At 63.6% G+C, this 25,472-nt stretch carries 30 protein-coding genes; all 30 read right to left on the reverse strand.

Features of this window, described 5'->3' with window-relative positions:
- Positions 1–3 precede the first annotated feature (3 nt).
- The 30 genes from ABG82_RS19220 to ABG82_RS19355 all read right to left on the reverse strand — a co-directional run bounded on the left by ABG82_RS19220 (position 4) and on the right by ABG82_RS19355 (position 25,450).
- Positions 4–552: a hypothetical protein gene (locus ABG82_RS19220; protein ID WP_043077776.1), complete on the reverse strand. Its 549-nt coding sequence runs from the start codon at positions 550–552 to the stop codon at positions 4–6.
- The gene (locus tag ABG82_RS19225) at positions 545–913 is read right to left on the reverse strand and encodes a putative phage holin (RefSeq protein WP_043077775.1); all 369 of its coding nucleotides are present in this window, start codon (positions 911–913) and stop codon (positions 545–547) included. The genes ABG82_RS19220 and ABG82_RS19225 overlap by 8 nt, the downstream gene beginning before the upstream one ends.
- Positions 910–1,104: a DUF7620 family protein gene (locus tag ABG82_RS29360; RefSeq protein WP_054416704.1), complete on the reverse strand. Its 195-nt coding sequence runs from the start codon at positions 1,102–1,104 to the stop codon at positions 910–912. The genes ABG82_RS19225 and ABG82_RS29360 overlap by 4 nt, the downstream gene beginning before the upstream one ends.
- Positions 1,101–1,367, reverse strand: coding sequence for a hypothetical protein (locus tag ABG82_RS19230; protein ID WP_043077774.1), 267 nt, complete (start codon positions 1,365–1,367; stop codon positions 1,101–1,103). The genes ABG82_RS29360 and ABG82_RS19230 overlap by 4 nt, the downstream gene beginning before the upstream one ends.
- Positions 1,368–1,607, reverse strand: coding sequence for a holin (locus ABG82_RS19235; protein ID WP_043077773.1), 240 nt, complete (start codon positions 1,605–1,607; stop codon positions 1,368–1,370). It abuts the gene before it with no gap.
- Between the two features lie 15 nt (positions 1,608–1,622).
- Positions 1,623–2,789: a hypothetical protein gene (locus ABG82_RS19240; RefSeq protein WP_043077772.1), complete on the reverse strand. Its 1,167-nt coding sequence runs from the start codon at positions 2,787–2,789 to the stop codon at positions 1,623–1,625.
- Between the two features lie 106 nt (positions 2,790–2,895).
- Complete coding sequence (locus tag ABG82_RS29020) at positions 2,896–4,161, reverse strand: peptidoglycan recognition protein family protein (protein ID WP_052510996.1); 1,266 nt, start codon at positions 4,159–4,161, stop codon at positions 2,896–2,898.
- Positions 4,158–4,421, reverse strand: a complete 264-nt coding sequence (locus ABG82_RS19250) for a hypothetical protein (protein ID WP_043077771.1) — start codon at positions 4,419–4,421, stop codon at positions 4,158–4,160. Before ABG82_RS19250 ends, ABG82_RS29020 begins: the two co-directional genes overlap by 4 nt.
- A 58-nt stretch (positions 4,422–4,479) precedes the next feature.
- Entirely contained in the window at positions 4,480–4,632 is a 153-nt protein-coding gene (locus tag ABG82_RS28640; protein ID WP_165589732.1) for a hypothetical protein, read from the reverse strand.
- A complete protein-coding gene (locus tag ABG82_RS19255; protein WP_043077770.1) occupies positions 4,629–5,036 on the reverse strand; it encodes a hypothetical protein in 408 nt (135 codons plus the stop codon). The genes ABG82_RS28640 and ABG82_RS19255 overlap by 4 nt, the downstream gene beginning before the upstream one ends.
- Positions 5,037–5,070: 34 nt before the next feature.
- Entirely contained in the window at positions 5,071–6,825 is a 1,755-nt protein-coding gene (locus ABG82_RS19260) for a hypothetical protein (protein WP_235631177.1), read from the reverse strand.
- A complete protein-coding gene (locus tag ABG82_RS19265) occupies positions 6,825–8,951 on the reverse strand; it encodes a glycine-rich domain-containing protein (RefSeq protein ID WP_043080443.1) in 2,127 nt (708 codons plus the stop codon). The genes ABG82_RS19260 and ABG82_RS19265 overlap by 1 nt, the downstream gene beginning before the upstream one ends.
- On the reverse strand, positions 8,951–10,057 hold the full coding sequence (locus ABG82_RS19270) for a hypothetical protein (RefSeq protein ID WP_043080442.1): 1,107 nt from the start codon (positions 10,055–10,057) through the stop codon (positions 8,951–8,953). The genes ABG82_RS19265 and ABG82_RS19270 overlap by 1 nt, the downstream gene beginning before the upstream one ends.
- Positions 10,054–10,608, reverse strand: coding sequence for a phage gene 29 protein family protein (locus ABG82_RS19275; protein ID WP_043080441.1), 555 nt, complete (start codon positions 10,606–10,608; stop codon positions 10,054–10,056). The genes ABG82_RS19270 and ABG82_RS19275 overlap by 4 nt, the downstream gene beginning before the upstream one ends.
- Complete coding sequence (locus ABG82_RS19280) at positions 10,608–12,326, reverse strand: Gp37-like protein (RefSeq protein ID WP_052511143.1); 1,719 nt, start codon at positions 12,324–12,326, stop codon at positions 10,608–10,610. Before ABG82_RS19280 ends, ABG82_RS19275 begins: the two co-directional genes overlap by 1 nt.
- Positions 12,323–13,429 carry a hypothetical protein gene (locus ABG82_RS19285; protein ID WP_043080446.1) on the reverse strand — a complete coding sequence of 369 codons (1,107 nt, stop codon included), beginning with the start codon at positions 13,427–13,429 and terminating at the stop codon, positions 12,323–12,325. Before ABG82_RS19285 ends, ABG82_RS19280 begins: the two co-directional genes overlap by 4 nt.
- Before the next feature lie 4 nt (positions 13,430–13,433).
- Complete coding sequence (locus ABG82_RS19290) at positions 13,434–17,144, reverse strand: phage tail tape measure protein (RefSeq protein ID WP_043080445.1); 3,711 nt, start codon at positions 17,142–17,144, stop codon at positions 13,434–13,436.
- Positions 17,145–17,341: 197 nt separating this feature from the next.
- The gene (locus ABG82_RS19295; RefSeq protein ID WP_043080440.1) at positions 17,342–17,641 is read right to left on the reverse strand and encodes a hypothetical protein; all 300 of its coding nucleotides are present in this window, start codon (positions 17,639–17,641) and stop codon (positions 17,342–17,344) included.
- 5 nt (positions 17,642–17,646) lie between these two features.
- On the reverse strand, positions 17,647–18,390 hold the full coding sequence (locus tag ABG82_RS19300; RefSeq protein WP_043080439.1) for a hypothetical protein: 744 nt from the start codon (positions 18,388–18,390) through the stop codon (positions 17,647–17,649).
- Complete coding sequence (locus ABG82_RS19305; RefSeq protein ID WP_043080438.1) at positions 18,362–18,646, reverse strand: hypothetical protein; 285 nt, start codon at positions 18,644–18,646, stop codon at positions 18,362–18,364. Before ABG82_RS19305 ends, ABG82_RS19300 begins: the two co-directional genes overlap by 29 nt.
- 16 nt (positions 18,647–18,662) lie before the next feature.
- Complete coding sequence (locus tag ABG82_RS19310; RefSeq protein ID WP_016895916.1) at positions 18,663–19,205, reverse strand: hypothetical protein; 543 nt, start codon at positions 19,203–19,205, stop codon at positions 18,663–18,665.
- A gap of 20 nt (positions 19,206–19,225) precedes the next feature.
- Complete coding sequence (locus tag ABG82_RS19315) at positions 19,226–19,648, reverse strand: hypothetical protein (protein ID WP_043080437.1); 423 nt, start codon at positions 19,646–19,648, stop codon at positions 19,226–19,228.
- A complete protein-coding gene (locus ABG82_RS19320) occupies positions 19,645–19,887 on the reverse strand; it encodes a hypothetical protein (RefSeq protein WP_043080436.1) in 243 nt (80 codons plus the stop codon). The genes ABG82_RS19315 and ABG82_RS19320 overlap by 4 nt, the downstream gene beginning before the upstream one ends.
- A complete protein-coding gene (locus tag ABG82_RS19325) occupies positions 19,887–20,573 on the reverse strand; it encodes a hypothetical protein (protein WP_043080435.1) in 687 nt (228 codons plus the stop codon). Before ABG82_RS19325 ends, ABG82_RS19320 begins: the two co-directional genes overlap by 1 nt.
- The gene (locus ABG82_RS19330) at positions 20,567–20,962 is read right to left on the reverse strand and encodes a hypothetical protein (RefSeq protein WP_043080434.1); all 396 of its coding nucleotides are present in this window, start codon (positions 20,960–20,962) and stop codon (positions 20,567–20,569) included. The genes ABG82_RS19325 and ABG82_RS19330 overlap by 7 nt, the downstream gene beginning before the upstream one ends.
- A 6-nt stretch (positions 20,963–20,968) precedes the next feature.
- Positions 20,969–21,388, reverse strand: coding sequence for a hypothetical protein (locus ABG82_RS19335; protein ID WP_043080433.1), 420 nt, complete (start codon positions 21,386–21,388; stop codon positions 20,969–20,971).
- Entirely contained in the window at positions 21,385–22,329 is a 945-nt protein-coding gene (locus ABG82_RS19340) for a phage major capsid protein (RefSeq protein WP_043080432.1), read from the reverse strand. Before ABG82_RS19340 ends, ABG82_RS19335 begins: the two co-directional genes overlap by 4 nt.
- 31 nt (positions 22,330–22,360) lie before the next feature.
- Positions 22,361–22,813, reverse strand: coding sequence for a hypothetical protein (locus tag ABG82_RS19345; RefSeq protein ID WP_043080431.1), 453 nt, complete (start codon positions 22,811–22,813; stop codon positions 22,361–22,363).
- Between the two features lies 1 nt (position 22,814).
- Positions 22,815–24,071 carry a head maturation protease, ClpP-related gene (locus tag ABG82_RS19350; protein ID WP_043080430.1) on the reverse strand — a complete coding sequence of 419 codons (1,257 nt, stop codon included), beginning with the start codon at positions 24,069–24,071 and terminating at the stop codon, positions 22,815–22,817.
- Positions 24,071–25,450, reverse strand: coding sequence for a phage portal protein family protein (locus ABG82_RS19355; RefSeq protein ID WP_043080429.1), 1,380 nt, complete (start codon positions 25,448–25,450; stop codon positions 24,071–24,073). Before ABG82_RS19355 ends, ABG82_RS19350 begins: the two co-directional genes overlap by 1 nt.
- Positions 25,451–25,472 lie beyond the last annotated feature (22 nt).

Raw genomic sequence — 25,472 nt, forward strand, 5'->3', positions numbered from 1 at the left:
GGACTACGTCACCGGTGTGAATCGTTCGACGACGGTCAGGTCGATCGTGGGCGGCACCCATGTCGGTGCGGTCGTGAAGTCGCTGACGGTCGGGGCCTCGAACCAGAACGAATCGAAGGTGTGTTCCTTGCCCAATACCTTCATGGTCCCGAACTGCACTTGGTAGACCAGTTTGTAGCCCGATGCCAGTTGCAGGGCAGTCGAATTGGCCAGCATGTCCAGGCCTGCGCTGGCACGCTGCTGATCTATCTCGGTCGGTGTCGGGTTCTCCCCGGCCGGCGCGTCGAGGCGCGGCAGTTTCAACACCCCGTTTTCGATGCGTGCGTCGAACGGCACCAGCAGCAGCGTCATCGGCGGGGTGTGTCCGGTCAGCCGGAACTGCGGCTCTGGCGGCTCCAGCTTGTCGCCGGGGCCTGCGATCCGGGGTGTGAACGTGACCGAACCCCACGGCTTGAAATGGTCGGGACGATAGCCTGTATCGAGCGTGTCGGGCACGATGTTGCCGTACAGGCCAACGCATTTGAACCACGGAATGTCAGCGATGTCAGCCATTTTGGGTGTCCTTGTCGGTGCGCTGAATGTGGTGCAGGGTCAACACCAGGCGTGCCAGGGCGTAGGCGAGAGAGGCATACAGTAGGCCGCGCACCTGGTCGCGGCCGGGATAGTTCTCCCCCCACCAGACCGACATCGCGTTCTGTGTGAGCACGAAAGCCAGCGCGAACATCATGGAAATCGTTGCCCGGCCTACGCGTTCAAGCCACCACATCGACCCCGTCAGATACAGCACCGCGAACACCCACGACAGCACAGCTGCGAAGGTCAGCAACACATCGGCAACTGTGCCGGGGGCCATCCATACCGCGGGCACGAACGCCAAAGCGGCAACGATCGCAGCATTTCGAATCGTCTTCACGCAAACCTCCGTCGCATGGAACGTTCAACCGCTTCGGCGAACCCGTTCCGATCAAGTAGCAATTGTGCTTGCGCGGCAAGCTCGATCGCCTCGTCAAGCTGTTGTTGGGCAAGGTCACGTTCGGCTTCGGCGTTGCGTGTGGCGTCGTCTTCACATGCGGGCCGGCCTCGTCTTGAGAATGGCCATCTCATGTCTGCTCCTGCAATGCGGTAACCGCGCGCACCGCGAGTTGAGCAGGTGTTGCGTACGCGTGGATCGTCTCGCCCTGTTTCCCGTTTGTCTCACGCAGGAAAACGATTTCGTTGTCTCTGCTGGCGAGTTCGCGTTCATGGGTTCGGCGAGGCACAAGGCGCCCCGAGACCACCATCCATACCTGGTGCGTTGCCAAACCCATGAACGCGACCGCGAAGAAAAAGTCGTCGGGGCTATTCAGCAGCGGCGACAGCGGAGACATCTACCCGCGGCCTCCGGTCAGGAACGACGCTGTGCGAGGTCCGTCGGCGTCCTCGACGCGGCGGCTGGCCAGCAGCGACGAACACACCGACACCAGAACCGCTGTCGCGACCGCTGCCGCCGTGAACCGCCAATCGACAGTCGCGACGGTCTTGTCGCCCACGAACACGCCCATCAGCGCCGCCGCTGCGGCGCGCACCGCCCGTTCGCCCAGCTCTCTCCAGAATGCCCAGGTGTACATGATGATTCCCTTTTCCTATTGCAGTTGTGCAGCCACGTCGAACGGAAAGCCTTGGTTCCAGTTCGCCCACGTTCCGGGCAGCAGGAACAGGGTGCAGCCGTCGGGGGCCACGCGCCGGATGTTGGCTACCGCGTGATCGACGGCCGTCATGCCGTCCCACAGTGCATATCCGGGATCGCCGTACATGCCGTGCGCGTTGGTGGCCACGAACTTGATGGCGTCGAACAGCAGCCGCACAAGGTCCGGCAGGATCGCGAACAGCTGCAACGGGTTCAGCGGGGACCCGATGACGCCGAGCGGCCCGGAGGTCATGAGTCCAGCGAGCCCCGACAGTGCGCCGGCCAGCGGGTCGGCACTGTCGGCTTGCCCGATGAGCTGCTGAAATGCTTGCTTCGGGAATTCAGTGAACAGGTACATCGCGAATTCCATGGTCAACTCTGCGCGGGTGAGTACCTGGTAGAGCAGGAACAGCAGCCCACGTGCTCGCGGGTACCAGTCGCCGTCAATCGAGTATGACCAGTACCGGTCCCGCACCCACTGTGGCTGCGGCAATTTGGAGATGCCTTCGCCGGGATCATCGCCGAGCAGGCTGCCCTCGGCGGGCATCGACGGGTCACCGAACGTGGTGACGCCGGCAACGTAGTTGCGCCATTCGGGCGGCAGCGCGGTCAGGAACTTCTGGACCGACACACCGCCCATGCTGTATCCGATCGGCCAGATGCGGGTGCCCGCCATCGGCCGGTAGAGGCGCATGGCTTCGTCACGGAAATCGTTGGTGGCCTTGACGAAACTGTGCGCAGTCGGCGGGTTCAGGAAGGCGCGCGAATCGGCCCACACACCCTGAATCGGGTACTTGGACGGCAGCGGGTTGGCCGGCGCCTCGACGTACGCGCCGATGGCCTTGCGAACGTCCAGATTCGCGACACCGTCGCTTCGCAGCGGCGTGGCCAGCCCCATGCGCCGTAGGCGTTCCAGCTCGCGGGGATCGTTGTTCATGAACGCCGTAAGATCCCGCACCGCTTGCGCTGTGCCAACGGTGTATCTGCGGTCCACCGCGACGCCGTGCTCGATGGCGTGGCTGTTTCTCGGGTAGGCGTTGACGAGGCGGCGTTCGATCGCGGTCACCGCGTCGGATTCGTCGCCTTCGCCGTAGCCGATCCACTTCCCGTCAGGCCCGTTCATGGCTGGATGCCGTCCTGGCGGGGCTTGCCGATGATCTGCACGTTCTGCGCGATCACGAAGCATCCGAACGTCACAAACGTCTCGCCCTCAGGTTGCATATGTCCACTCATTTCGTTGCTCCGATTCCGTTGAGCTTGCGGTTTAGGTCAGCGACACCCGCGTCGATCCGTTCCAGCAGTTGCCGATCGGTCAACACGGGCGGGATTACGATCGGCGGGCCGTCGAAGTCGCCGCGCAGATCCTTGGCGACTTCGCCACGGAACCAGTTCATGTCGATGTTGCCCGGATCCCACTTCACGTTGGGTGGGGCCGTCGCGTACTCCTTGTGGCCGATCACGCGATCTGCGCCATACCCGAGTTTCTTGACGACCGCTGCCGCCGCGTCTCGCATGGTGATGATCTGCGCGTCGGGCCAGCGTTCACGTTCGTCGTAGCTGCCGTCGGGCCGGATCGTGGGCCACGCGCATTCGAACCCGATAAGCCTGGTGTTGCCCATGTTCTTTGATATGCCGGGGTATTGGCCGATACCGGCATGGTTGCACGGCCCGATCGCGATCAAATGGCAGATCCCGTCCGGTGTGATCAGGCACTGCGACAGCGGCCCGGCGAGGCCCGGGCGCCCATTCTTGATGGTGTCGATACTCTCGTTGCGGTTGCCCGTGTGGTGGATCATCACACCCCACAGCGGCCCCATCTGATCTGATCCGTTCTCCCCCGCACCTGTACCGCGGGTTTTCCATCCGTCGACGACGTGCAGCCGGTCACCGAGCGCTTCGCGTAGTACGTCTTCAAGCCAGACCGGGTCGCCTGTGAATCCCACTTCGGTTCCTCCATTGTTCGACGGTGGCGCAACCGGCCCGCCGGCGAGAGCGCGGTCGAACAGATCCCACGCTTCGTCCCACTTCTCGGCGTACCGGCTGCGGTACAAGGGGTTTGGTTTCTGCACGTCCGCGACGACCTGGCCGGCTGCCGACGCGTTGTTGGCGTTGACGTAATCGCCGGGCAGGGCCGCTAGGAACATGTCGGTGGATGCCCGAAGATCCATGCGCTTACGGGTGCCTTCCGGGTCGCCCCACAGTCCACCCCACCCCCACGGCGGGCTGACCTCTGGCGCCGACATCTGCTGCTGGTAGTACCCCGATGAGTAGCCGTCATCGCTGAGTGAGTCATGCGGGTAATCGTCCGGGTGGTCGCGGAAGCACGGATCCTTGTCGTTTCCTGGGCACCAAAAGTTGGATTCGACGCTGATGCACATGAGCGCCATAACCGTGGCGAGGTCATCGAGGCCACGCGCCAGTGACACGGCGTGAACCTCGCGGGCGACCTGCTCCCGCGTGCGCATGGGCTTGTCGGCCTGCCACACGAAACTCATGACTGCTTACCGAATCCCAGGAATTGGCGCACCAGATCGGGCAGCAGCTTCGCGACGCGTTCAGCGAGGCCGTCGAGCGCCTTGTCGTCCCACTGCCACGGCGTGGCATTCGTCAACGAGTCGACGAATTTGGGCAGTGCGCTACCGATCTTCGTCGCGACAGCCGCGGCAGCTTCGTCGCCGACCTCGGGATGCTCTTTCAAGTATTCGCGGGTGGCTTCGATGGCTGTCTTGATGAGCCATTTGACGATGGTTTTCATGATGTCTCGCTTTCCATTTCGGAAGGTAGCGCCGCGCAAGGGCTGATGCCGCGCAGCGTCACCAGCCGAACCGGCCGTGCGGCTCGGTGATTCGCGGATCCCGAGGGTGTTCACCGGGCGCAATGTGCATGACAACCGTGTAGGTGAGCAGGGCTGTCGCTGCGGCCAGAGCTGCGCACACCGCGCCCACGGCGGCGATGTGTCTGGTCACAGCTTGAATATCCGGTTAGTGCCGGTGTCCCATGCGATGTTGATGTCGCCGCCGTTGGGTGACACGGGAAGACCGGTTGCGGTGTCGATGTACGCGATCAGCGGGGACGTGCCGGCGGTACCGGTGTCCTTGTAGATCACCAGCGCCTCGACGCTCGCACCGCTCACGGCGGAGAAGTTGACGTTGGCGGCGTTGCAGACACCCGCGGTGGCCGTCTTCCCGGTCAGCGCGGCCGATGTGGCGATGCGGGCACCGGCCGCGATGTCGGAAAGGAACTGGTGTGTCGCGAGGTTCGGCGTGTACGCGCCGGTGTCCACAAGCGCTACCTTGATGGTGTCGCCGGTCCAGTTGACGGCGCCGGTGGCGAATGCTTCGCGGCCCTTGTCGTACAGTGCGTTTGCCATTGGTGGTTACCTACTTTCTCTTTCGGGTGGGGTTCTAACTGAGGACCAAGGCCAGCGCACCCCAGTTGGTGGAGGTGTTGGCCAGCTTGAATGTTGTTGATTCCAGGGCGATGTTGATCGACCAGAACACTTGGCCCGCTGAGGAAACAACCAGCGTTGTGCCGCCCTCGATGCCCGTGGGGGCAGCCGAGCTGGCCAGTATTTGCAGGATCATCTGCCCGGCCGAGCAGGTGACGGCCTGTGTGGGTTGCGAGCTGGTGCCCGATGTTTTGGTGACGGTTCCCGACGGGCTGGTGACACCGGAGACCGCGACGCCGCCGCTGCGGCTCCATCCGCTACCGGATGTCACAACGGAAACCGTCTTGAGGCCAGCTGAACTCATCGCCGCCGCGCTGCGGTAGATCTTGATGTACGCCGCCCCCGAGCCCGACGACCATGGCGCGGTGTCGATGAGCGTCATCGCCGAACCGTCACAGGTCACCGACGACGGGTCGCCGGCACGGTCCTGAATCACCGGAACATAGACGTATTCTCCGGCGGCGGCGTAGATATCGAATGTTGTTGTCGTGGCGCCCAATACGCTGGTGGAGCCGTAGCTGTAACCGGCGCGCACCCCACCCGGTGCGCTGGTGCGCAGCGGCACCGCGATCGAGGCCCAGGCACGGGAGCTGCTCAACGTGCCGGTGAACGCCGTGGAAGCGTCCGAGTCTCGGATCGACTGAATGCAGAATCCCGCGTTATCGAGGTAGCGGCTCACACCACCTGTCAAGCTCGACAGGGTGGCGCCGGCGTCCCCGGTCGTGATGGCTTGCACCGTGCGGCTGTTGGTCGGGACCGCCACCGAATGCGAGAACGATGTCCCAGTACCAGCGGCCGCGGTGGCGGGGTCGAACCCGGCCGCGCCCGAATATGACACCGCGACCGCTTGGCCCCACGGTGCCGGGCTGGTACCGCGGGTGATGTTGACGGTTGCGCTACCCGCCGACACGCCCCGGATGATGTAGGCCGCGATGACAACACCGCCGGAAAGCTCTTGCCCTGCGCAGATCATCGGCAGATTGCTCGGCCCGTACGTTGCCTTGTAGAAGTCGGTGGCACCCGAGGATGCCCCGAGCATGGCGAATACGAGCACATCATCGCCCGCGTTCGGGCTGATGGTGCATGTCAGCGGTGTGCCGTTGTTTTCGCTGCCCACGCCCTGCGTGTTGTAGTAGATGGTCGCCGTTTGCGTGAGCGCCACCGCGCCGAACGCTTCACCCGAGGCGATACCAGCCGGGGCGACGCCGACCGCGCCCCGGCCCGCTGCGGCTGTTCCGAACGCCTCGGCTGAGGCGATACCCGCGGCGGTCAAGGCCATGTTCACCTTCGGATTCCCGAAAGCCTCCGCAGACGCAATAGAACTCGGGGCTACACGTTGACCGACTGCTGCCAAGCCGATCGCCTCGGCCGATCCAATGCCGGCCGGCGCGATGGTGACCGGCCCCACCGCAACTGCGGGAGCACCGACCGATTCGGCCGACAGGATGCCCGCTGGGGAAACTCTGAGTCCGACCTGCGGTGACCCGAATGCCTCCGCCGAGGCGATACCGCTGGCTACAACGTCCTGCGGGTAGGTGATCAGCTGCGTGCCGAACACTTCCGCCGACGGGATCCCGGAAGGCCGCAACGTCAAGGGGCCTCGGTCCACTTCGGGCACCCCGAACGCTTCACCCGAGGCGATACCAGGCACCGATGCCCGGAACCGGCCGTACCATTTGCCGCCCGTGCGCGTCGCCACTGGAGTTGTCATCACGCCGTCCTTATCGCGCAGAACCCGGCGCCACCCGGACGCCCCGCGTTGGCGTTGCCAACGAAGCCGCCACCGCCTCCGCCGCCGCCACCGCCGGGGCTGTTGCCATTGGCGTCTTGTTCTGCAGCCAGGCCACCAACGAACAGGCGGCCAAAGAAGGGGTAGTTCACTTGCGCTTGACCGACGGGGTCGCGGTTGAAGAACCCGCCGTAGGCCAGGCGCCCGCCCGCACCGCCGGGGATGTTCAACAGGACAGTGCCCGGCGCGGTTGATAGGCGCACGATCAGGGCTTCACCTGGGCTGCCGTTGGTTTCACGGCTCGGCGAGCCCGCGCCCGGCGCTGGAACGTACACATCGAGTCCCGGTACATCCCACGGGATTCCCACACCACGCTCAAGGCTCAGTGCCGACCAGGTGCCGCGCCGTCCGCCCTCGCCGGGCTTGTTGAAGCCGCCGTCGCCGCCACCACCACCGCCACCGGCACTGCTACCGGCGATGTAGACGAACCTCGAATCGGTGCCGAACAGGTAGGTGTACCAGCCCGGCGCGGTGTAGTCCGTCCACGGCGAATCGAGCAGCGTTTCACCGAGCGCACCCCACGCCGGTGCGGACTCGGACCGCACGATAGCCCCCGAGATCGTCGCCGGAAGCCCTGTCCCCGTGTTGTTCTTCTCGGTGATGTAGGTCGGCACCGGCTGCACCACCTCGGTCACCTGCAGCAGCGATGGCGTGGTGAACATCTGCCCAGCGGTGCCGCCAACCTGGCGTACGGCGATGAACACCGTTTCACCGCGGCCGACCGCCACCCCGCCGGGGATTGCGAATGTCTGCACTTTCGACGCGGTCAGCGCAGACTTCTTGTCGCCGAGATCCACTGTGCGAGTCAGTGTTCCGTCGTACTCGATCTTGTACACGCCGACATACAGGTTGGTCATCGCGTTGCCGACCAGCCCGAACTTGAGCGCCTTGTACACCCGGTCGGTGTCCGGTGTGATCGGAATGTAGGTGATGTCCCCCAAAGCCGGGGTGAACATTGTTTGCGCCATGGCAATCGCGAACGACACGTCGTCGTGGGTTCCAGTGGAAACCCACCGCGGGCTGCGGCGGGGCCGGATCACCATCGACGAGGCGAACTGTGCCGCAGCGTTCGCATCGCTGGCGACCGCCGTAACATGTGCCGAAGCGGTTTTCACATCATCGGGGGTCTTGCCGGTGGCGTTGGCGCCAAAAACCCCGTTCCAGAACGCGTCCCAAGTCTTCTGTACATCCTCGGCGAAGTCCTGCCCGCCCTCGACCAGGCTTTTCAGTAAGTCCGGAGGGATCTTGTTCGTCTTGTGCGGGGTCACATTCGAGAACCACACGTCCCCGGACAGGGCGCCCGAATCAAGCTCGATCAGCGCCGCAGCCCGTGCTACCCCAGTCGGCACGATCCAATCCGTGGTGGGGATCCCTTGCCATGATGAGGACGGTGTCGACGGCTGAATCTGTCCTCGGATCACATCAGGCAGCACATTGCCGGCCGCGTCCCACACCGCGAACCCGACCTTGATCGGATTCGAACCTGGTGTCGCGGTGAGGCCCGACCAGCGTGTGCCTGCGGGCAGTTTCACGACGTTACCGGGTACGACGTCGAAGATTTCGCCGCGCACCGACTGCTGTGTGCCGTTGGCTGTCACCTTGCCGGCGCCGCCGGATTCCCAGCCAGCGGCGCCCGGATCCCACTGCATGAAGGGGTTTCCGGCGATGCTGTCCGCGGTCAGGAATTCCCCGGCCCCGCGCGTCAAATCCTCGACGACATCGGCGATCCACGACGACGGCAGCAGGCCATTGAACCCGAGCGCATTACCGGCCAACTCAACGATCTTGGCCAAGATCGCGCCGGGGTTGCCAAGGTCAATCCCATCGAGCGCGCTTTTCAGTTCGTCAAGATCAAGACCGGTGAATTCGTGGATGACATCGACGATGTCGTCGAGCGCCCCGGAGATCGCGTCACGTATCTTGTCACCGGCTTGCTTGGCTGTGTCTGCGAGCGCCGATTCGTAGTCCAATTGCGAGCGCAGTGGATTATTAAGGGAGGCGGCACCGGCGCCCCGCTTCTCTGGGAATTTGTCGATACTGCGAGGCATCAGCTCACCGGAAACAGCGTCAGCGACAGGTGCGCACCGGGGGTGGAAAACACGACCGAGCCGCTTCCGCCGATCCGGTACAGCAGCACGTAATAGACCATGGACGTGTTGGCCGGCACGCGGCCTTCACCCGAGTCCGGGGCTATGGCTCGGGCAGGATGACCGGTATCGGACCACTGTTCGCGGATGTGCGCGATCGTTTCGGCGTCCAGGGTGCTCGGGTCGTACAGGGCACGTGCACACAGGGTTCCGGTTTCCGGCGCACTCGTCGACCCTTGCGGCAGTGCTCGGACCTGCACTTCGATTTGGGCGCTGTTGAACAGGCCGCTGCGCTTCCACCGAATGTGCCCGTCGAAGTCGGGGTAGTACGGCAGCGGTTGCCCCGGAACGATGATCGTGGCAATGATGTTCCAGGTTGATCCGTACGTGCCGCCGGTGAACGACTGCTCGGGGACGCTCAGTTTTTTGGCGGTGCCCACTGGACTGCCGCCGCGTATCCCGCCCGCCCCGCCGGCCAGGGTCGAGTCATAGATCAGGGACTGGCCGTCCTCGATGGGGCCGACGAAATCTTCGGCTTCCAGGATTTTCGCGTTGTCACCCTTGGGTCCGGGGATGAGCGGGATGTCGATCGCGAATGTCGGTTCAAGCGTGGTGCCGCCTGCCGTGACATTCAGATTCAGGGGGTAGGTGATACCGCCTGAGGGCTGCGCAACCCCGCGCGCAGTCATGTGCAGGTTGGGCGTGGGTCCGGGCGGTCCGGGGATGGCGCCCAAGATGATCCGCCAGCCGTTGCCGTCCCAGACGTGCCAATAGCCTGCGATGTACCAGGCCATTCCGGTATCGGCGTCTCCGAGGTCGTCGGGCAGATCGACGGGCAGGTTTATTGTCGAGCCCCATTGCGGTCGCCAGAACGGCGACATGTCGCCGCGGTCGCCTTTCTCTCCCTTGATGGCGTCCAAGACGATGTTGTCTTCGCCGGGCATCAGAGTGAATGTGCCGACGATCGTTTGCGGGTCTCCGGGGTTGCGGGGTGCCGCGTAGAACAGGGTTCGGATTACCCTTTCGCCCAGGAAGATTGGTTCGGTGGGGATGATTGCGGACGTCACGATGTGCCCTCCTTGGTGTCGTCGCTGTCTTCAACGTTTTCGTTGTCGGTGGCGCGCAGGCGCGCTGAGTACTCGTCGCGCTCATCGGTTGGTACTTCGGCGTGGCCGCGGTTGTAGGCCCGTTGGCCTTTGCGTTTCACCATCTCGACGAGTGCCTCGCGCACGTCCGGGTCCAGCTCGTCAATTTCACGGGCGCGTGCACGTGCCTCGCGGCGCGCGTCGCGGCTTCGGTCGCGTGGGGTGTCTTCCTTTTTCACCACCCATTCGACGGCGTCGACCAGTCGCCCGCTCTGGTCGGGCAGGCGGCGCGCCCGGATGAACGCCTTGTCTTCGTCGACGTCGGCGCCGGCCAGCGCGCCGTGAAACATCAGCAGCTGCAGGTGGTCTTCCGGCATTCCCAGGCCCCATCCGTTCGGGCCGACCGCATCGCGGAACGCCTCGCACAGCCGGTCTTGCTTCGCGAAAATCTCGTCAAGCTCAGATTTCGTGAACTTTCGGTCGTACGGAAATTTCGGGAACACCTTGTCTTGCTGCCGGTTTCGTCTGCTCATCAGAACAAATCCCCGCTTCCTGCCAGTAGTGCCGCGAAGTTCGCGACGTTGCCGATGGTGCGGAAACCGCGGGCGACGGGGTCTTCGTCGCGGGAGTCGTCGCCGAACGAAACCGTGGGCCGTCCCGCGGTCGTGCGGTCACCTTCGCCCTTGATGGCCATGATTTGATCGGTGTAGACGACGCCCCGGATTTCCGCTGACACGCGGTCGCCGAGCCAAAAGTCTTCGCCGAGGATGTAGGGCTGCCCGTCGCCGACGTCGAACTTCATCGACCGGTATGCCTTCATTTCGAAATCGCCTGCGGCGAGTTCTTGAATGGCGTTGATGACGTACGCGGTGCCGCCCGGATTCTTGAAATACTCGCGGAACGCGTAGCTTCCGGCCTTCGCGGACCGCAACGGGTTGACGTACCGCATGAACGCCAGGAACACGTCGTCGAGCTGGCCTTGGTACAGGTTGTCCAGACCTTCGACGCCGGCAGCTTCGACGCCCATGATCACTTGGGCCAGTTGCGATATGCCGTACCGGATCGCGAATGTTATTGCCTGGTTAACCCATTGAGGGCTCTTGCCGCCGACGATGATGTCTGTGGCGCGCGACTTGTAGATCCGCAGCTTGCGGCGCCGGATGTTGCCGAACCCGATATCGCGGTATACGAATGGCGGCGGCTTGGGTGAAACCAGCAGCAGTTTCCGGAAGAACGGGTCGACCTCGCCGTCATGGTCCGCGTCGATCGGGATCAGGGTTTCGGTGATCAGGTCGTCGAGGGTGGCCGCGAACAGGTTGATTGCGCCGTCGAGCATGGTGCCGGTCGGGCCGGTCACGCCCGACTTGTCTTCGAACGACAGAATCACGCAGGCACGGGTCGGCTTGAGGATCTCGGCGAGTTCGGGGCCGAACATCGTGTACGGCGCCGGGTCGCCGGGCAGCCACGTGTAGGCGCGGCAGATCACGCCGGCGTCCTTCATGACCGGCGACAGGACGGTGTGCGCGTCCTTCCAGCGTGAACCGATTGTGCACCAACGCGATTGGTCGAACAGCCCAGCCACAGGCATGATCTGCACGGGCCAATTGAGCGGTGAGAGGTTTTGCAGCCATGTTTCCGGGGCGAAGATGTTGCGCGGTACCGGGAAGAATCCGTTGAGCGTGAACAGTCGAATGCAGTTGAAGAACATCGCTGTTGCGCAGGTGGTGACCGTGGGGCCACCCCACAGGAACATCTTGGGCAGCTGTACCTCCATGGGAAATATGGGGTTTGCCGCGAGGTAGATTCCCTTGAGGTGGCGTCGATTTGAGATGCACTTGAGGGTGGTGACGGCAGCCTTTCCGGCTTCTTCGTCGTCCTCGATGACCATGACCTTGCCGCCCCAGCGGGTCCGGAAGTCGTGCGGCTTGTCCGGGTCGGGGTCGATCGTGAGGTGAATGTCTTCGTCGTCACCGATTTGGTAGGTGATGATTTCCCGTAGCCAGTCGTTGGCCTTGCCGGAGAACGTGATGTTGGCTTCACCGTCTTCGGTGGCCAGTTCTTCCCAATCCCATTTGTCGAGGTTTTCGACGCGGGCAATGAACCTGAATTCCTTGTCCCACAGCCGAACAAGGGGCGCCTTGGTGCGCCGGTTCATGTATGCCCAGCGGCGTTCTAGGAGATGCATCCGCAGCTCTGGTGTGAACTCGCCCGCCAGCGTCTTGGGGTCCAGGGTCAGTGTGGGCGCGGTCATGCGAGCGCGCTTTCGAAGCGTTGCGGCAGCTGGCACCAGATCTTGCCGCCAGGCTGGTTATGTGAGACCGGGATCGTTGCGACAGTGCGCGGCGGGATCGGAATCGAGAATCCTTGTCCCCGGAACCGTTGCAGCAGGGGCAGACCCGTGTCGCCGTACTCGCCGAGGATCCAGTTCAGCAGCTCACTATTCCGAATGAATTTCTTGAGCAGGTTGTCCGGCGGATCTTGGGCGGTGATCGCGATCCGGTGCGTCGGATCGGTGTCGATGATGCAGTGTTCGCCGGGATTGAGTTCGGGAACATCGATCATGTTCGCGTCGCGTGTGCGGGTGAACGTGCCCAGGATCTCGTCTATGAACGGGATCCCGAATAGCCGCGACAACTTCGGCCAGTCATCGAACGGGTTTTCCTGACCTGACACGATCGCGTTCGGGCCGTCGCCGAGCCGTATTTTTGACGGCGCGGTCTTCGACGCCTGCACGAAAAAGATCGGCCACGCCGGCTCGGTGGAGCGGTTCGCGATCCTGATGAATCCCAGGCTCGGCCCGCCGGGGGGACGCACGAACGGCGGCGGGGCGGTGTCGGGCCGGTGCCAGCGCGGTTCACCGTCGGCGGCGAGGATGATTTCGTGCAACGCGACTCGCTGCAGCGCGGGATCATCGGGGAGCGCGCATTTCGGCGCCTCCAACAGCTGCATCGGTATCCACAGCTGCCCGTGTCGTCGCGTGGTGACTGTGAAATATCCGGTGGCGTCGTTGCGGCAGCCGCGCCAGAACCGGGCCTCGGTGTCGTACCAGCCCAGCGACGAATCGGACATCAAGCCCAACGTGAAGGAGATTTCGCGCCGGCCGTCGACTGTGCGCTCGAACCGCGGCGGGCCGTACGCCGGGGTGGTCCACACTCCCTCGAACGGGACGTGCACCATGCCGTCGATGGGGCCTGTGATGAACGCGCCCTCGCTGCCCGCCAGCTGCCCGGTGAGCGGCCAATACTGGCCGTCGGACCCGATCCATGCACACGACACCGCTTCGCCGCGTGCGGCTTCGGACAGCTTGGACCATGGCACGTTTCGGCGCGGTCCGATCAGCTCAGAACTTGTCACGATGTCACCCACCCGCGCCGATGGGTTCGTGCGTCATCTGCCGTGGAGTGTTGAGCAGGACACGACGAGTCCGGTCGGCGATCGACCGCTCATCGCCTTGCGGGTTGTTGATGGTGACGTTCAGCGAGTTGTCGGTGTTGCCGGCGTTCCCGACGCCAGGCGGGTAGCCGGTACCGACATGGGTGTTCGGGCCGGTGAATGATGGCAGCGTTGAGGAAACCTCGGGCACCATCCCGAACGGAAGGCCCGACGTGGCGCCTCCACCATCGAAGGTCGCGCCACCGAACGAACCACTGGGGCTGCCGAGCCCACCGCCGCCGCCAGCGCCGGCGAGTAGACCGCCCGCGAAGTTGGTGCCTTGCGGCGTGTACTTGATACCCAAGATGGCCTTGGCCAACTTCACGATGCCCAAGTCCTCGATGTTCGGGAAGACCGACCCGTCGAGGCCGAGCATTTCAGCGAACCCGCCGCCGACGATCTTGCCTATGTCGCTCAGATCGTTATCGCCCTTGTTTTTCTTGGATTCCTTGGCAGCGGTGAACTTTCCGCGTTGTGCATCGGCGAGATCGGCTTGCGTGTCCTGCGCCTCGCGGCGCGCCTTGGCCGCATCCGCTTTCGCCTTGTCGAGCGCGTTATCTGCGGACAATTTCTGCGATTCCGAGGCATCGAAATCGAGTTCGCTTTTACGGGCCTCGGCGATCTTGACCTGTGCGTCAGCATCTTTGATGCGCTGCTGAGCGTCGGCGGCACGTTCTTCGGCTTCGCGGACCTGTTTCGGGTCGGGGTTGTAGTAGCCGGGTCGTCCATCTTCGTCGTATCCCGGTGTGCCGCGGCCTGTCTGGTATCCGGCGCCGAACACGCTTCCGCCGCTGCTGCGGCCACCGCCGCCGATCGAGGCTCCCCCACCGCCAACAGCACCGCCGCCAGAGGCAACGAGCGGCGCCGTCGGAAGACCCACGGCCTTGGCGGTCGCGTGGCGTCCGGACCCAAGTATCACGTGCAGGTGGTTCATGTGGTTCTGGTTGTCGTCCCCGCGGTCGCCCATCGGGGTACCGGTGGTGAACGATCCGCCGTACCCGTAGCTCTGTTGACGCCAAATGAAGCCGTTGAGATCCAGCGCGGATTGGTTCTTCACCAAGAATGCGGCGATCGAATCGCCGAGCGCTCTGCCCTGCGGGGTGTCGTAGTTTTCGATCATGATGTCGATCGCGTTGCCTGACGAGTGTTCCCCGAAACCGTCCTCGGCACGGCGCCCGTAGATGGTTTTCACCTGCGGGAATAGCTGCATAACAGTGGATCTCAAGTAGTCGGCGCCGGGGTTGAGTCCTTCGTGCAAGCCGCCTTGGTCGTAGCTGCGCATCATGCCCAGCCGCCGGCCGGTTTCCATCCAGATATCAATCGAGCGCTGACCACCACCTAGCGGTATGAATGCCTCTCCGCGCGTGGATGGTTCGGCCCACTGCACCAGGCCGGACCTGCCTACCGGCCGTTGAATGAGCGCCTGACTCGGTAGCTTGCCGTCGGCGAACGATGCCACCGAATCCCACACATCGAAGATTCCGCCGCGTGCGCGCGCCGGAGGTGGCGGCAGGAACGGAATCCATGGCCCATCTGCTGTTGCGTTGCCGCCCATGAACGGTCCCGTAACTGGCGTAGGTCCGGGGTTCTGCAGCATGTCGCGGAACTGATTCCATTTGCGCTCTGCCTCGGAGGTATCGGCGGTGATCGGCACCTCGGCGGGCTTGTCGTTCTCGATCGACTTACGCCACGTTTCGAGAATCTTTTTGCCCTGGTCGGTGTTCGCGGTAACCGTCACGGTGCCGTCAGGCAGGGTTTCGACCTGCACGCCGATATCAGCGAGCTTGCGGCGGACCTCCGGTGTGTTCTCTGAGATCCGTATGGTCTTCCCGTCGGGGATGCTGGCAGTAACTTCGCCGAGGCGCGACGTGAATTCAGCTGCGGTCGCCATCTCATCTGAGGTGGTCCGGATCTTGTCCCGCACCCGGAATAGACGTTGATTCAAGTCGTCGGCCGCATCGACAACCTTGTTCAGTCCCTGCCCCCACGCGAACGCGTCCTCGGCGGCGCGGCGCTGCTCGTCGGCTTTGTCGTGGCGCCCGAAGAAATCGTCGACAGCGGCCCCGGCCTTAAGGAGCGTTCCGACCACATTGCCGACACCGCCGACCAGCAGGGCCAGCGCACGAACCGCGCCCCCGACCATGCCGATAATGCTTTGCCCCAACGTAATAGCAAGATCAGCGGACGTACCGAAGAATCTGATGATTGCCGGTGCGTGCTGTTGCACCCAGTCTGAGAACTCCGTAAGGCTGACGTTGACGAACTCAAATAGGGTGGACGCCAATGGTTCCAACGCCGAAGCGGCATTGTTTTTGAAGATCTGCCACTTCTGTTCGAAATCGTCGGTGTCCGCGGCGGTGTCGTTGATCGATGACCCGGTCGATTCAAGTGCTGATTGCAAGGTCTCCAGATCGAGCGCTCCGGACTTGATCGCGTCGAAGAACTGCACACCGCCCTTGGCACCGAAGATCTTGTTGGTGAGGTTCAGCGCCTCTGCATCGCGGCCAGCGTCGGTCAATGCCTTGATCTGGGAGACGGTTTGTCGCAACGCTTCCGGTCCGGTGACACCCTGCGTCTTAGCCAGCGTTCCCAGACTCTTAGTCAGCGCCATGACCGCCTTGTCGGCGTCCAACCCGCGCTCGTCCAGCATGCCGATCAGTGCGGCGGACTGGCCGAAGGTGAACCCGAATTGCCGCAGCTGCGGGCCACCCTTGGTGACTGTGGACAGCAGTTCGTTGATGGGAATGCCGGTGCGCTGCCAGGCACCGAACAGCGAATCGAGCGTCGCTACCTGGTCTTTGCCTTCGACACCGAATGAACGGAACGCCCGGCCAAGTCCACGTACGTCGACCGCTTCACCAGTGAGCCGGCCGAGGTTGGCGACCGACTTGGATACCGCGTCCAGCTCGGGGCCTGTCAGGTGTAGATCCCGGTTGACCTCACCGACGATCTTGCCGAGTTCGGTAAACGGCAGCGGCACAGAACGTCCCAGGTTCTTCACGGACAGTTCCAGCGCGTCGAGCGCGTCGCCGCTGGCGCCGGTGGTGATCTGCAGGGTGTCGAATGTTTCATCGAACTGCGCGCCGAGTTCGTACAACTCGCGAGTCAGCTGCACCGCGCCGGCCACCGCCGCCGCCATTCCCGCACCGACCGCAGTGCCCAAGGCCGCGGCAGCCATCGATGCCTTACCCGCCAAACCTTCGAAACTGAACCCCAGGCCGTCGACGGCGCTCGCGCCGTCCTTGTGCCGCCGCAGGGAACTTTCGTAGTCGTCCTGGGCTGCGGCGGCTTCCTTGAGCGCACGCGTCTCGTCGCGTCTTGCCTTGTTGCGGGCCTCGGTGGCTGCGACGATCCGATCGTTAGACGCGGCGATCTTCTGCAGCCGCTGCAATTTAGCCTCGGCGGTCGCCAGCTTGCCGGTGGCGTCGGCTGCCTTGTCTTTGACCTTGATGACGTTGTCGTAGGCGCGGGCCAGTTGCGCTTCCGATGAGACGATGCCGTCGGCGAGGTTCTTCCCGAAGTCTTTACCGAGCTTGGTTCCGAGGCCCCCGACGGAGCGGTTCAGCGCCGTTTGCGACTTCGATTCGATGCCCGCAAACGACGGGATGACCGGGAGCGTGTAGTACCCGAAATCCAAACCACCTTGTGCTGCCACGGTGTGGCATCCGCCTTACCTCAGGTGCAGCGCTTGCCGCACAATCCGCCGCAGCCAGGTCGGCCACGGCTCGACATACAGAGGTGTTTCGATTTCGGTGATGTATTGGAATTGGTTATCCCACAATCGGATGCGTGGGCGGCTTCTGATTCGGCGCCACGGATACCGCGGCGCCCGGTTCACAGGGTGCACTCCTTCTGGACGACGTCGCGCACATAGTCGACGAACTTGTCGAAGTCGTCTCCGGTAGGGCACTTCTCGGCCAGCATCTGCCATCGCGTCTCACCACCGATGAGTGTGACGACAGCTTCGTAGTTCCGGCCGCGCGCGAAATCCCTAAGCGCACTGACAGGCCAGCGGCCTCGACGCTTCGGGATCGTGAATTTGAGACCCTCCCACACCAAGTCGACGGTCGCCTTGTCGGTGTCGGTCTGCTCGTCGGCGGCTTCATTGGGCTTGTTGCGGCTGTTGTTGGCCATGGTGTTCAGCGTTTTCCTAGTTCATGTCGCCGGTTCGCAATTGCCTGTTCCATAGCCGAGACCGCTGGCGCCGTGGGCGACGACTTCGCGGCGTACGCGGCTTCTCGTGCCTTCAAGTTAGCGACATGATCGACTTTCGCCTGCATAGCTTCCAGCGCCTTTGCTATCTCGTGCTGACGCAACGGCCGACCCGGATATATTTCACCTGTAAGCGCTTGGTATACGGACGCGAGAATGAACATTTGCTCAGTCCAAAATTCTTTGCCACCGTTCTGCGCGCGCACGATCGCCGACTTCGGATCCAGCCGGCGAATGTACGTCCAGATCTGACGCAATGACAAAGTGCCCCTGAAACGTTCGGCATAGTCCACGCCCCAGAACCTGCGTAGATCACTCACGAGGTCGTCCTCGTAGTGGTCCAGGATGTTGACCAATGTCGGTATGCCACCGAACCATTGGTCCGGCGCTGCCGGTGTTTCCGGTAGCCGCAACACCCCGACAGCCTCAGCCATCGCGTCCGACAGTTCGCGGTAGTCATCGACCGTGGCGTTATCGCCCAGTCCGCATCCCTGCCCGTTGAGCAGGTAATCGACGGCGTCAAAAGGGCGTTCGCGTACAAGACTGAGCGGCCACACCTCCAGGTTCAGGGGAACCCGGATGGTGTGGCCGCGGAACTGTGCTTCGGCTTCGGTCGCGCCCAGCGCTTCCAGCCGTGCGGCGTCAGACGTTTTCGCCGCCACCTTCACCATCGACCTCACCGTCGCCGGTATCGGCTTCGGTGTTCGGCATATCCGGTTCGGCGACGTTCACCGATTGCGACGTGCCGCGGCTTCGACGCCCCCGCTTGACCTTCGGTGCGCCGTCGGTGTCCGCTGCGTCTGTGGCGAGCTCGTACGGCTTGGCCTCTTCCTTCTCGATCAGCACCGCAGCCGACACATCGTCGACGGTGATGACTGAGCCCTTAAGGAATTCGGGCTTGTTGACAAGCAACTCGATCGTCTTCACTTTGAGTGCCCCCTTTCTATGCGGCGGTCTGCTGCGCGGCGAACAGCTTGCGGGCAGAGTCCGGGAAAATCCGGCACTCGATTTCGCGGGGAGTCGCGTCGCCCTCGGCGTCCTTGATGTTCGGCGTCCAGAACCGCGCCGGCCGCTTGGAAATCTCGCGCCGGATTTCGCCGCTGGCGGTGCGCTTCTCGAATGCCACGTACTCGTACAGCGGATTCGGCACAACGATTTCGGTTTCGGTCGAGCCGTTCCACAGGATCCGCTGCATCGCAGGGTTGTCCTCCAGTGCGGACACCTTGCGGGTGAGCTTGAAGTCCTTCGACGCGACGATGATCGTGCCGTAACCCCATGCCGGGATGTCCTTCTCGTCCCATTCGCGCTGAGTATCGATACCCGCATCGCCTACCAGCAGGCCGAGGAACGCCCACTTGCCGGTGGTCGTCACGAACGGATCGGTGATGGCCGCGGGCAGGTCCGCCGTAGTCGGTGCCGCCGAACCCATCCACAGCAGTACGTCGGCCTCTGTATAGAGCTTCACATTGTCGGGATTGCCAGCCATTGGTGCTGTCTCCTTGTCTCTTAGACGGTTTCGATGGTGCGCACCGCCGCGGGGACGGTGAACGACGCCATGTCGGCGCCGGTGTCGGTGTCCCGCGCAGTGACGAACACGCTTCCGCCGTTGCGGAACACGTGTGCGACCCCTGGCGGGCGGTTGTCGTGCAGATAGCCGTGCACTCGGCGCGCGACGCGGTCGGCCAGATCAGAGCCCCGTGCACGCACGGTGATCCGGATCGTCGCGTCACGTTTGATGGGCCACTGTTCTGGACCGCCGTCATCGTGCACGGTGACCAGCGGCGGACCGGTGCGAAGGCTCCAGTCTTGGGGCACTTCCTCGACGGCTACCCGGCAGACGCTGCCGAACAGGTTGACGTTCGGGGCCAGCGCGAGAAACGTCTCCACGGCGTCCGCGAAATTGTTGCGGATGTCTGCGTGCTCTCTCATCGCAACCTCAATCCCAGGCGTCCAAATGCTTTCGACACCGCGCCGTGTTTGGCCTGGTCTTCCTTTTTGCCGTGGATACCGCGGACCTGCCGGTCGGTGACGTACTCCTCGACCGTGGCGCCCGCCTTCTCTGCTGCCGGGTCCGCGACCGCGTCGAGCGCCTTGCCCAGGCCCTGATCGTTCTTCGCGATGTACGCGATAGTTTTCTTGTTCAGCCGAAACTTGCCTTGCGGTGCCATCAGCCGATACCGCCCTTCGCGGACTGCGCCAGCACCACAAGCTGGTTGCGGTCAGCCCACTGGGACAGCTGCACACCGACCAGCGCGCGGCACTCGCGGCCACGAACGATCAGCCAATCGTTATCTCGGATCTCCGTATCGAGATCGAAGACGACGGTGAATGCGGCGGCGACAACCTCGCCGGTGGCACCGAACCTCTGCCGCTGACTGCCCCTGACGACCGCACGAGCGGTCACGGTGACCGGAGTGCCGTCGGGCTCTATCGTGCCGCGGTCGCCGCGTCGGCCGGCAGCGATGATGGTGACCTGTTCGCCGAGGCTGACGTCTTCACAGAACCGGGCTTCCACGCGTACATGACTGAGGTTGCGGTCCAGGTCGACGCGGCGAACACCCGGCGACTGCATTTCGAACAGCCGAGCCCCGAACTCGACGGCGTCACGAGCAGTGAGCGTTTCGGTGTCCGCGTCCACGATCAGATGCCCGACCGCATTCACGATCGCGACCTGAGTGCCGGCGATTTCCTCGATGGCCGGGTGCTCAGCCCAGCTGCACCGGTCCTTCGGGATACGGCGCTCGGTGTAGGTCGGCCGCCCCCAGGCGTCGACGACCGGGGCACCAGCGTCGGTTACCGGGTCGCGCTTGACCAGCGTGACGGTGTCGGGGCCGGGATCAAACATGCTCACCATGGCTCAGCCTGCGAGTATCCGGTGAATGTGGCCTGCGGCGCCGCAGTAGGCGATAGACCCAGCATCTGCAGGTGACGTTCGGTGAAGTCCAGCAGCTGCGCGGCTTGCGCCATCTTGACCGTGGTCGTGCGGTCATCGGTGGTACGGGTCAGTTCCAGCACCCGAGAATCTGTGACGCCCTCAGGCCCGAACATGGCCTTGACGACGTCGTAGGTTACGAGCTTGCCGCGCTCGTCAGTCGAGGGCAGGTCGGGCAGCCGCGAAGGACTACGGATCCATGCGGCGGCTGCCCGAACCAACACCTCGGCGAGCGCCCGTTCCGTCACCGACAGAGGGCGGAACATGCCCTCGAATTCGGCGACGGTCAGGAAAGGCGTTACATCGGCCACAGCGATTTACCTTGTCGCAGCCTTGATTTGGGTCTTGCTCATCTTCGCGGCCTGCTCAGCGGGGATACCACGATCTACGGCGTACTTGCGCCACACCTCTGTCGAGTTCGCCGACTTCGGCCGCTCGATGCCATCGCCCGGTGCCAACACCACCGAATCCCAACTACCGTCGCTGCCTCCACCACCGGCTGTTTCGTCACCGCCGTCATCGGCGGCAAGCGCTTCGGTTGCCGCTGCGGCGGCTTCGGCTTCGGCCTGTGCCCGTTCCCACGTCTCGCGGTCGACGATGGCGCCCGCCGCGGTGAGGCGGCGGACGTCGTCGTCATCGAGATCAGAGAGGATGGCGCCGCGCTTAAGTTCACGCCATACCCCCTTGTCGTCCAGACGTCGCAGGAAATCCGCTGTCAGAACGTATTCGGCTGTCACGGGGTCACCAACCCAGTCAGCCAGATACCGGCCTTCGGCTGATCCAACGCGTAGGCGGTCTTGCGCGTCGCGTCGCAACGGTGAGACTCGGTCGGGCCACCGTTGGGGCCGTTGCCCTCCGGATACAGGCCGGTGACTTGGAACGCGCGCGTGTCCGAGTAGAACCCGGTCACACCCTTCTGCCCGACCCAGATTCGGTCAGTCGGATATCCGCGTGCGCCGAGGATGTCGAGGTCGAACACCTTGCCGGGCAGCTTGCCGGTGTACTGGATGTTCTCGTTCGCGATATTGCCCTGATAGACCTTCAGGAACTTCTCGTTGTCCATCAAGACCGGCAGCAGGCCGGGATTCATCACCATCGTGTCGGGCTCGAATCCGAACCATTCCTCAGCGCTGCCACCCTCAGCGATCGACGGGGCCGCATTCATGACCTTTTCGATCCCGCGAGCAATGTCGATGCGCGGATTGCCGTTGGCGGTGTCCCACGCCGCGGAAACCGCCATGGTCGGAACGGCACTGGCCTGAGTTAGTGCACGGAACACACGGTCGTCGGAACGCTTGAACGTGTTGACCAACTGCGTAATCTGCAGGTTCACGCTGTCGACGTCGTTCTCGTCGATCATCTCCTTAGAGACCCGGACACCTAGGCCCTTCTTGTTCGCCACAGCGAACAGCGCGGAGCCCTTGCGGCCGGCCGCGACCGGGATCTCCCCGAACTCGGCGACGTCCTCGGGCTCACCGTCCAGGAAGATCGGGTCTCCCTGCCGGTACGCCACGACTCCGTTCTTATTGCCGCCGCCGTTACGGAACAACGTCTGCGAGATGAAAACATTAGTCAGCAGCTGCTTAATCTTCGTCGGAATCCACAGCGGATTGCCGACCATTTCCGACACTGTGAGCCGGGGGCCGTCGCTGATGCTGACGATAGGGGTTGTAGGCATTATTCTGTCTCCCTTGCTATTTCAGTCCAACTCAGACGGTCCGGAAGAGGCCGACGGCCTTGGTTGCTACGACGACACCACCGGGTTCGGTGCAGCGGCCGACGATGGTTCGCGCGTCCGGTGTCGCGCCCGCCGGAGTCACGGTGCCGTTCGCAGCCGCGATCAGCAGCTCCCCGAACGCCGCATCCGCCGCGTAGGTGACGGGCACTTCCGTGCCGCCGTATGCGCACGCCACCTTGGTCGGCAGCACCGCCGTGTTCAGCACCGGGCGCCCGTCACCGCCCGTGGTCGGCGCGAGCACGAGATCTTCGGGCGCGATCGCGTCGGTCAGCGCGACACCGACAACCTTGAACGAACCCGCGGCGGCGGGCTGAATTCGGCCACCGGTGACGCCTTCGACGAGCTGGCCGCCCTTGATCGAAACGCCAGCCTTCGGGGTGTATGTCCGCGGTCCCGTCTTGGTGACCTGAGTAATTCCGGGCATGTCAGAAACTCCAATTCTTGAATCGAGGGTCGTTGCGGATTTCGTCTTCCGCGCTGGCCGATGCCTGCGCCTCGGTACCGTGACCGACTTCGGTCAGCGGCACTGCGGTCTCAGCCGGAATCGAATCCAGCAGGGCCGTAGTGCCTTCCGGGTCCGCCTTCATCAGCGCCAGGAAAGCATCGCGGCGCGGCGCCGTGATCTTGCCCTTTGCGACCGCAGCGTCCACGACCTGGGCATGTGCCTCCGCGATCTGCGTTGCGCGGGCCAGCGCGCCCGCAGCAGCATCAGATTCGAGCTTGGACACCCGCGCCGGGTCCATCAGCACCAAACCGGCCTTGGCTGCCGCGGCAACCAGTTCCTTACCGTCGACCGCGGTATCGGCGCCGGTCTCGGCGGCGTTATCGCCGGCGGTGGTGCTGTCCCCGGCGGTGTCTTCCTGCTCGATACCTGCCAGCTTGTCGAGTGCGGCAAGCACGTCTTCGTCGGTGGCGTCCGGTCCAAGACCGAGCCGCTTTGCGACGTCCTCCTTGATGTCAGGCACGTGGCCCTCCTTCGAGATATTCGCCGAAGCGGACGCCCCGGCGTTGTCGGCCCGCGCCACCGGCGCGGGTGCGGCCGGACGGCCGGAGTACTTGAACTTGTAGGACGAGCTGGCCAGCGCCGAGGCGACCGCCTGTTCGGTATCTGCACGAGCCCCGGAATCGTCGATGCGTGTCGCTAGACCAGCAACGACCATTTCTTCGGCGGTGTACCAGGTTTCGTCGGCCATGGCCTGCGCCCACTCCTCTGCGGTTCCGCCGGCGCGGTCGGCGTAGAGATTGGCGTAGCTCGACGACAGCTTTTCGAGATGATCGGCGACGCTGCGCAGGTCTTTCGCGGTGCCGTATTGGCCGGATCGGGCGTCATGCACCATCGCCTGCCCGTACTTGGAGACCACAACTTCGTCGCTGGCCACCGCGATTACGCTGGCAGCCGATGCGGCCAGCCCGTCGACGTAGGTGATGGTCTTGCCGGGATGGCGCATGATCGCATTCGCGATGTTGATGCCATCGAACGCATTACCGCCCGGCGAGTTGATCCGCACCGTCAGTTCGGTTTCCGGATCCAGCGCGGAAATTTCGACGACCAGCGCTTCGGCATTGACGCCGAACCATGAGTCGATTTCGTCGTAGATATGCAGCGTGGCCGTCGGCTTATCCTCTGCCGATACGGCTTTCGCGACAGTGAACTTGTACCACTCACGGTTTTCACGAGCCATCAGAACAACCTTCCTTTCGCGAACGCGAGCGCCTGCGCTTCGGTGTCCTCTGAGCTCCGGGCGGTGTCAGTCTCTTGCGGTACCGGGATCGCGGGCGCATCAGGCTCTTTCGGGGGCGCGGCGTCGGGGTCGTTCGCGTCGGGTTTGGCCGGCAGGTCCAGCGATTGGCGCAACGCGCGTTCGATCCGCAGATCCGGGGCCAGCAGCCCCGCCTCAACGAACATTTTCAGCGCGGCTGCGGTGGCGTCCTGCTGCGAACCGATCTTGTCGAACACCAGGCGCGGCGTTCGGGCCTCTGTGCCGAAGTTGATATCGACCAGATCCTCGATGATGTGCGCCTGCCCGATATCGCGGTAGGACTTGGCGGCAGCGTTCTCGGCCTGCACGAACGGTCGTTCCTGCACCGCGGCGAGCGCGTAGCTTCCGCCGGTATCGAGGTTCATGTATTGCGCCAGCCCGGCGAGCGCGATTGCCTTGTCGTGGTACACGATTGCCGCACGGATGTCGGGCAAGTTTCCCTGTACACCGAGCAGCGCCAGCGACTGGCCGTTCGCGAGGCCAACACCGGATCCCATGCCGCCCTGAAATTCCGAGGCAACTTTCTGCATCGCCGCGACTTCCTGCGGATCGTTCGGCTTCGAAGCGGTACCGACCGGCACACCCATACCGTTGCGGCGTGCCGCCACAACCTCGATGCGCAGCAGCTCGTTTTTCAACAGCCAATGCTTGTAGCTCGAACGCAGAATCGAACGGCCCTGCCAATACCCCGGCCGCTTGTTCCGCGTGTACACCACAAGCCGATTGATCGGAATATCAAGCGGCGTCGGCCCATACATGATGCGCCCGGACGACGCCGGCGCAAGCTGCGTGACCGAATCCAACCCGCCGTCCATCGCGACGTTGAACTTCTGAATCGTCCACTGCGGTCGCGGCCCCAGCTTCCGCAGCACGAACCGGCCGTCCGCCTCACGCCGATACACCTGCTCGAACACGGCGTGCCCGAATTGTGCAGTTGGTGAGGCAACCTCGCGCAGGTGATCAATCCACGAGAACCGGCCTCGCGAGCGACCAGGGTCGTCGACCTCATCGAACCCGACAACCGGAAGATTCATGTTCCGCGAAATGAACTGCACAACCTCGGCGTCCGCGCCGTTCGGGTCGATACGCCAACCGGTTTCGACAATCGGCAAGCTGATGGCTTCCAGCAGCGACGAAACACGCGAGTCGTTGTTATCCATCTCCAGGAACACCGACACCGACGCCGGATGCTGCAGGTCCGGAACCTTTTCGTACGGATCCCAATTGACCCAGCCGTCGACGAACGGGGTCACGTAGCCCGATTCGCCGACCGGCATAGCCGTCTTGACCCGCTTAGTCACCGGCCTCCCTCAATCCGAACAT

It is taken from the genome of Mycobacteroides immunogenum (genome assembly GCF_001605725.1).
In the GTDB taxonomy this organism is placed as follows: Bacteria; Actinomycetota; Actinomycetes; order Mycobacteriales; family Mycobacteriaceae; genus Mycobacterium; species Mycobacterium immunogenum.

Excerpts from the sequence above, each read along its gene's own strand:
- ABG82_RS19250 (WP_043077771.1), bottom strand. The coding sequence starts at position 4,421 with ATGAAAACCATCGTCAAATGGCTCATCAAGACAGCCATCGAAGCCACC.
- ABG82_RS19295 (WP_043080440.1), bottom strand. The coding sequence starts at position 17,641 with ATGGCCAACAACAGCCGCAACAAGCCCAATGAAGCCGCCGACGAGCAG.
- ABG82_RS19315 (WP_043080437.1), bottom strand. The coding sequence starts at position 19,648 with ATGAGAGAGCACGCAGACATCCGCAACAATTTCGCGGACGCCGTGGAG.
- ABG82_RS19320 (WP_043080436.1), bottom strand. The coding sequence starts at position 19,887 with ATGGCACCGCAAGGCAAGTTTCGGCTGAACAAGAAAACTATCGCGTAC.
- ABG82_RS19240 (WP_043077772.1), bottom strand. The coding sequence starts at position 2,789 with ATGAACGGGCCTGACGGGAAGTGGATCGGCTACGGCGAAGGCGACGAA.
- ABG82_RS19340 (WP_043080432.1), bottom strand. The coding sequence starts at position 22,329 with ATGCCTACAACCCCTATCGTCAGCATCAGCGACGGCCCCCGGCTCACA.
- ABG82_RS19280 (WP_052511143.1), bottom strand. The coding sequence starts at position 12,326 with ATGACCGCGCCCACACTGACCCTGGACCCCAAGACGCTGGCGGGCGAG.
- ABG82_RS19350 (WP_043080430.1), bottom strand. The coding sequence starts at position 24,071 with ATGGCTCGTGAAAACCGTGAGTGGTACAAGTTCACTGTCGCGAAAGCC.
- ABG82_RS19230 (WP_043077774.1), bottom strand. The coding sequence starts at position 1,367 with ATGTCTCCGCTGTCGCCGCTGCTGAATAGCCCCGACGACTTTTTCTTC.
- ABG82_RS19325 (WP_043080435.1), bottom strand. The coding sequence starts at position 20,573 with ATGGTGAGCATGTTTGATCCCGGCCCCGACACCGTCACGCTGGTCAAG.
- ABG82_RS19235 (WP_043077773.1), bottom strand. The coding sequence starts at position 1,607 with ATGTACACCTGGGCATTCTGGAGAGAGCTGGGCGAACGGGCGGTGCGC.
- ABG82_RS19275 (WP_043080441.1), bottom strand. The coding sequence starts at position 10,608 with ATGAGCAGACGAAACCGGCAGCAAGACAAGGTGTTCCCGAAATTTCCG.
- ABG82_RS29020 (WP_052510996.1), bottom strand. The coding sequence starts at position 4,161 with ATGAGTTTCGTGTGGCAGGCCGACAAGCCCATGCGCACGCGGGAGCAG.
- ABG82_RS19220 (WP_043077776.1), bottom strand. The coding sequence starts at position 552 with ATGGCTGACATCGCTGACATTCCGTGGTTCAAATGCGTTGGCCTGTAC.
- ABG82_RS19310 (WP_016895916.1), bottom strand. The coding sequence starts at position 19,205 with ATGGCTGGCAATCCCGACAATGTGAAGCTCTATACAGAGGCCGACGTA.
- ABG82_RS19265 (WP_043080443.1), bottom strand. The coding sequence starts at position 8,951 with ATGCCTCGCAGTATCGACAAATTCCCAGAGAAGCGGGGCGCCGGTGCC.
- ABG82_RS19260 (WP_235631177.1), bottom strand. The coding sequence starts at position 6,825 with ATGACAACTCCAGTGGCGACGCGCACGGGCGGCAAATGGTACGGCCGG.
- ABG82_RS19300 (WP_043080439.1), bottom strand. The coding sequence starts at position 18,390 with ATGGTGAAGGTGGCGGCGAAAACGTCTGACGCCGCACGGCTGGAAGCG.
- ABG82_RS29360 (WP_054416704.1), bottom strand. The coding sequence starts at position 1,104 with ATGAGATGGCCATTCTCAAGACGAGGCCGGCCCGCATGTGAAGACGAC.
- ABG82_RS19345 (WP_043080431.1), bottom strand. The coding sequence starts at position 22,813 with ATGCCCGGAATTACTCAGGTCACCAAGACGGGACCGCGGACATACACC.
- ABG82_RS19255 (WP_043077770.1), bottom strand. The coding sequence starts at position 5,036 with ATGGCAAACGCACTGTACGACAAGGGCCGCGAAGCATTCGCCACCGGC.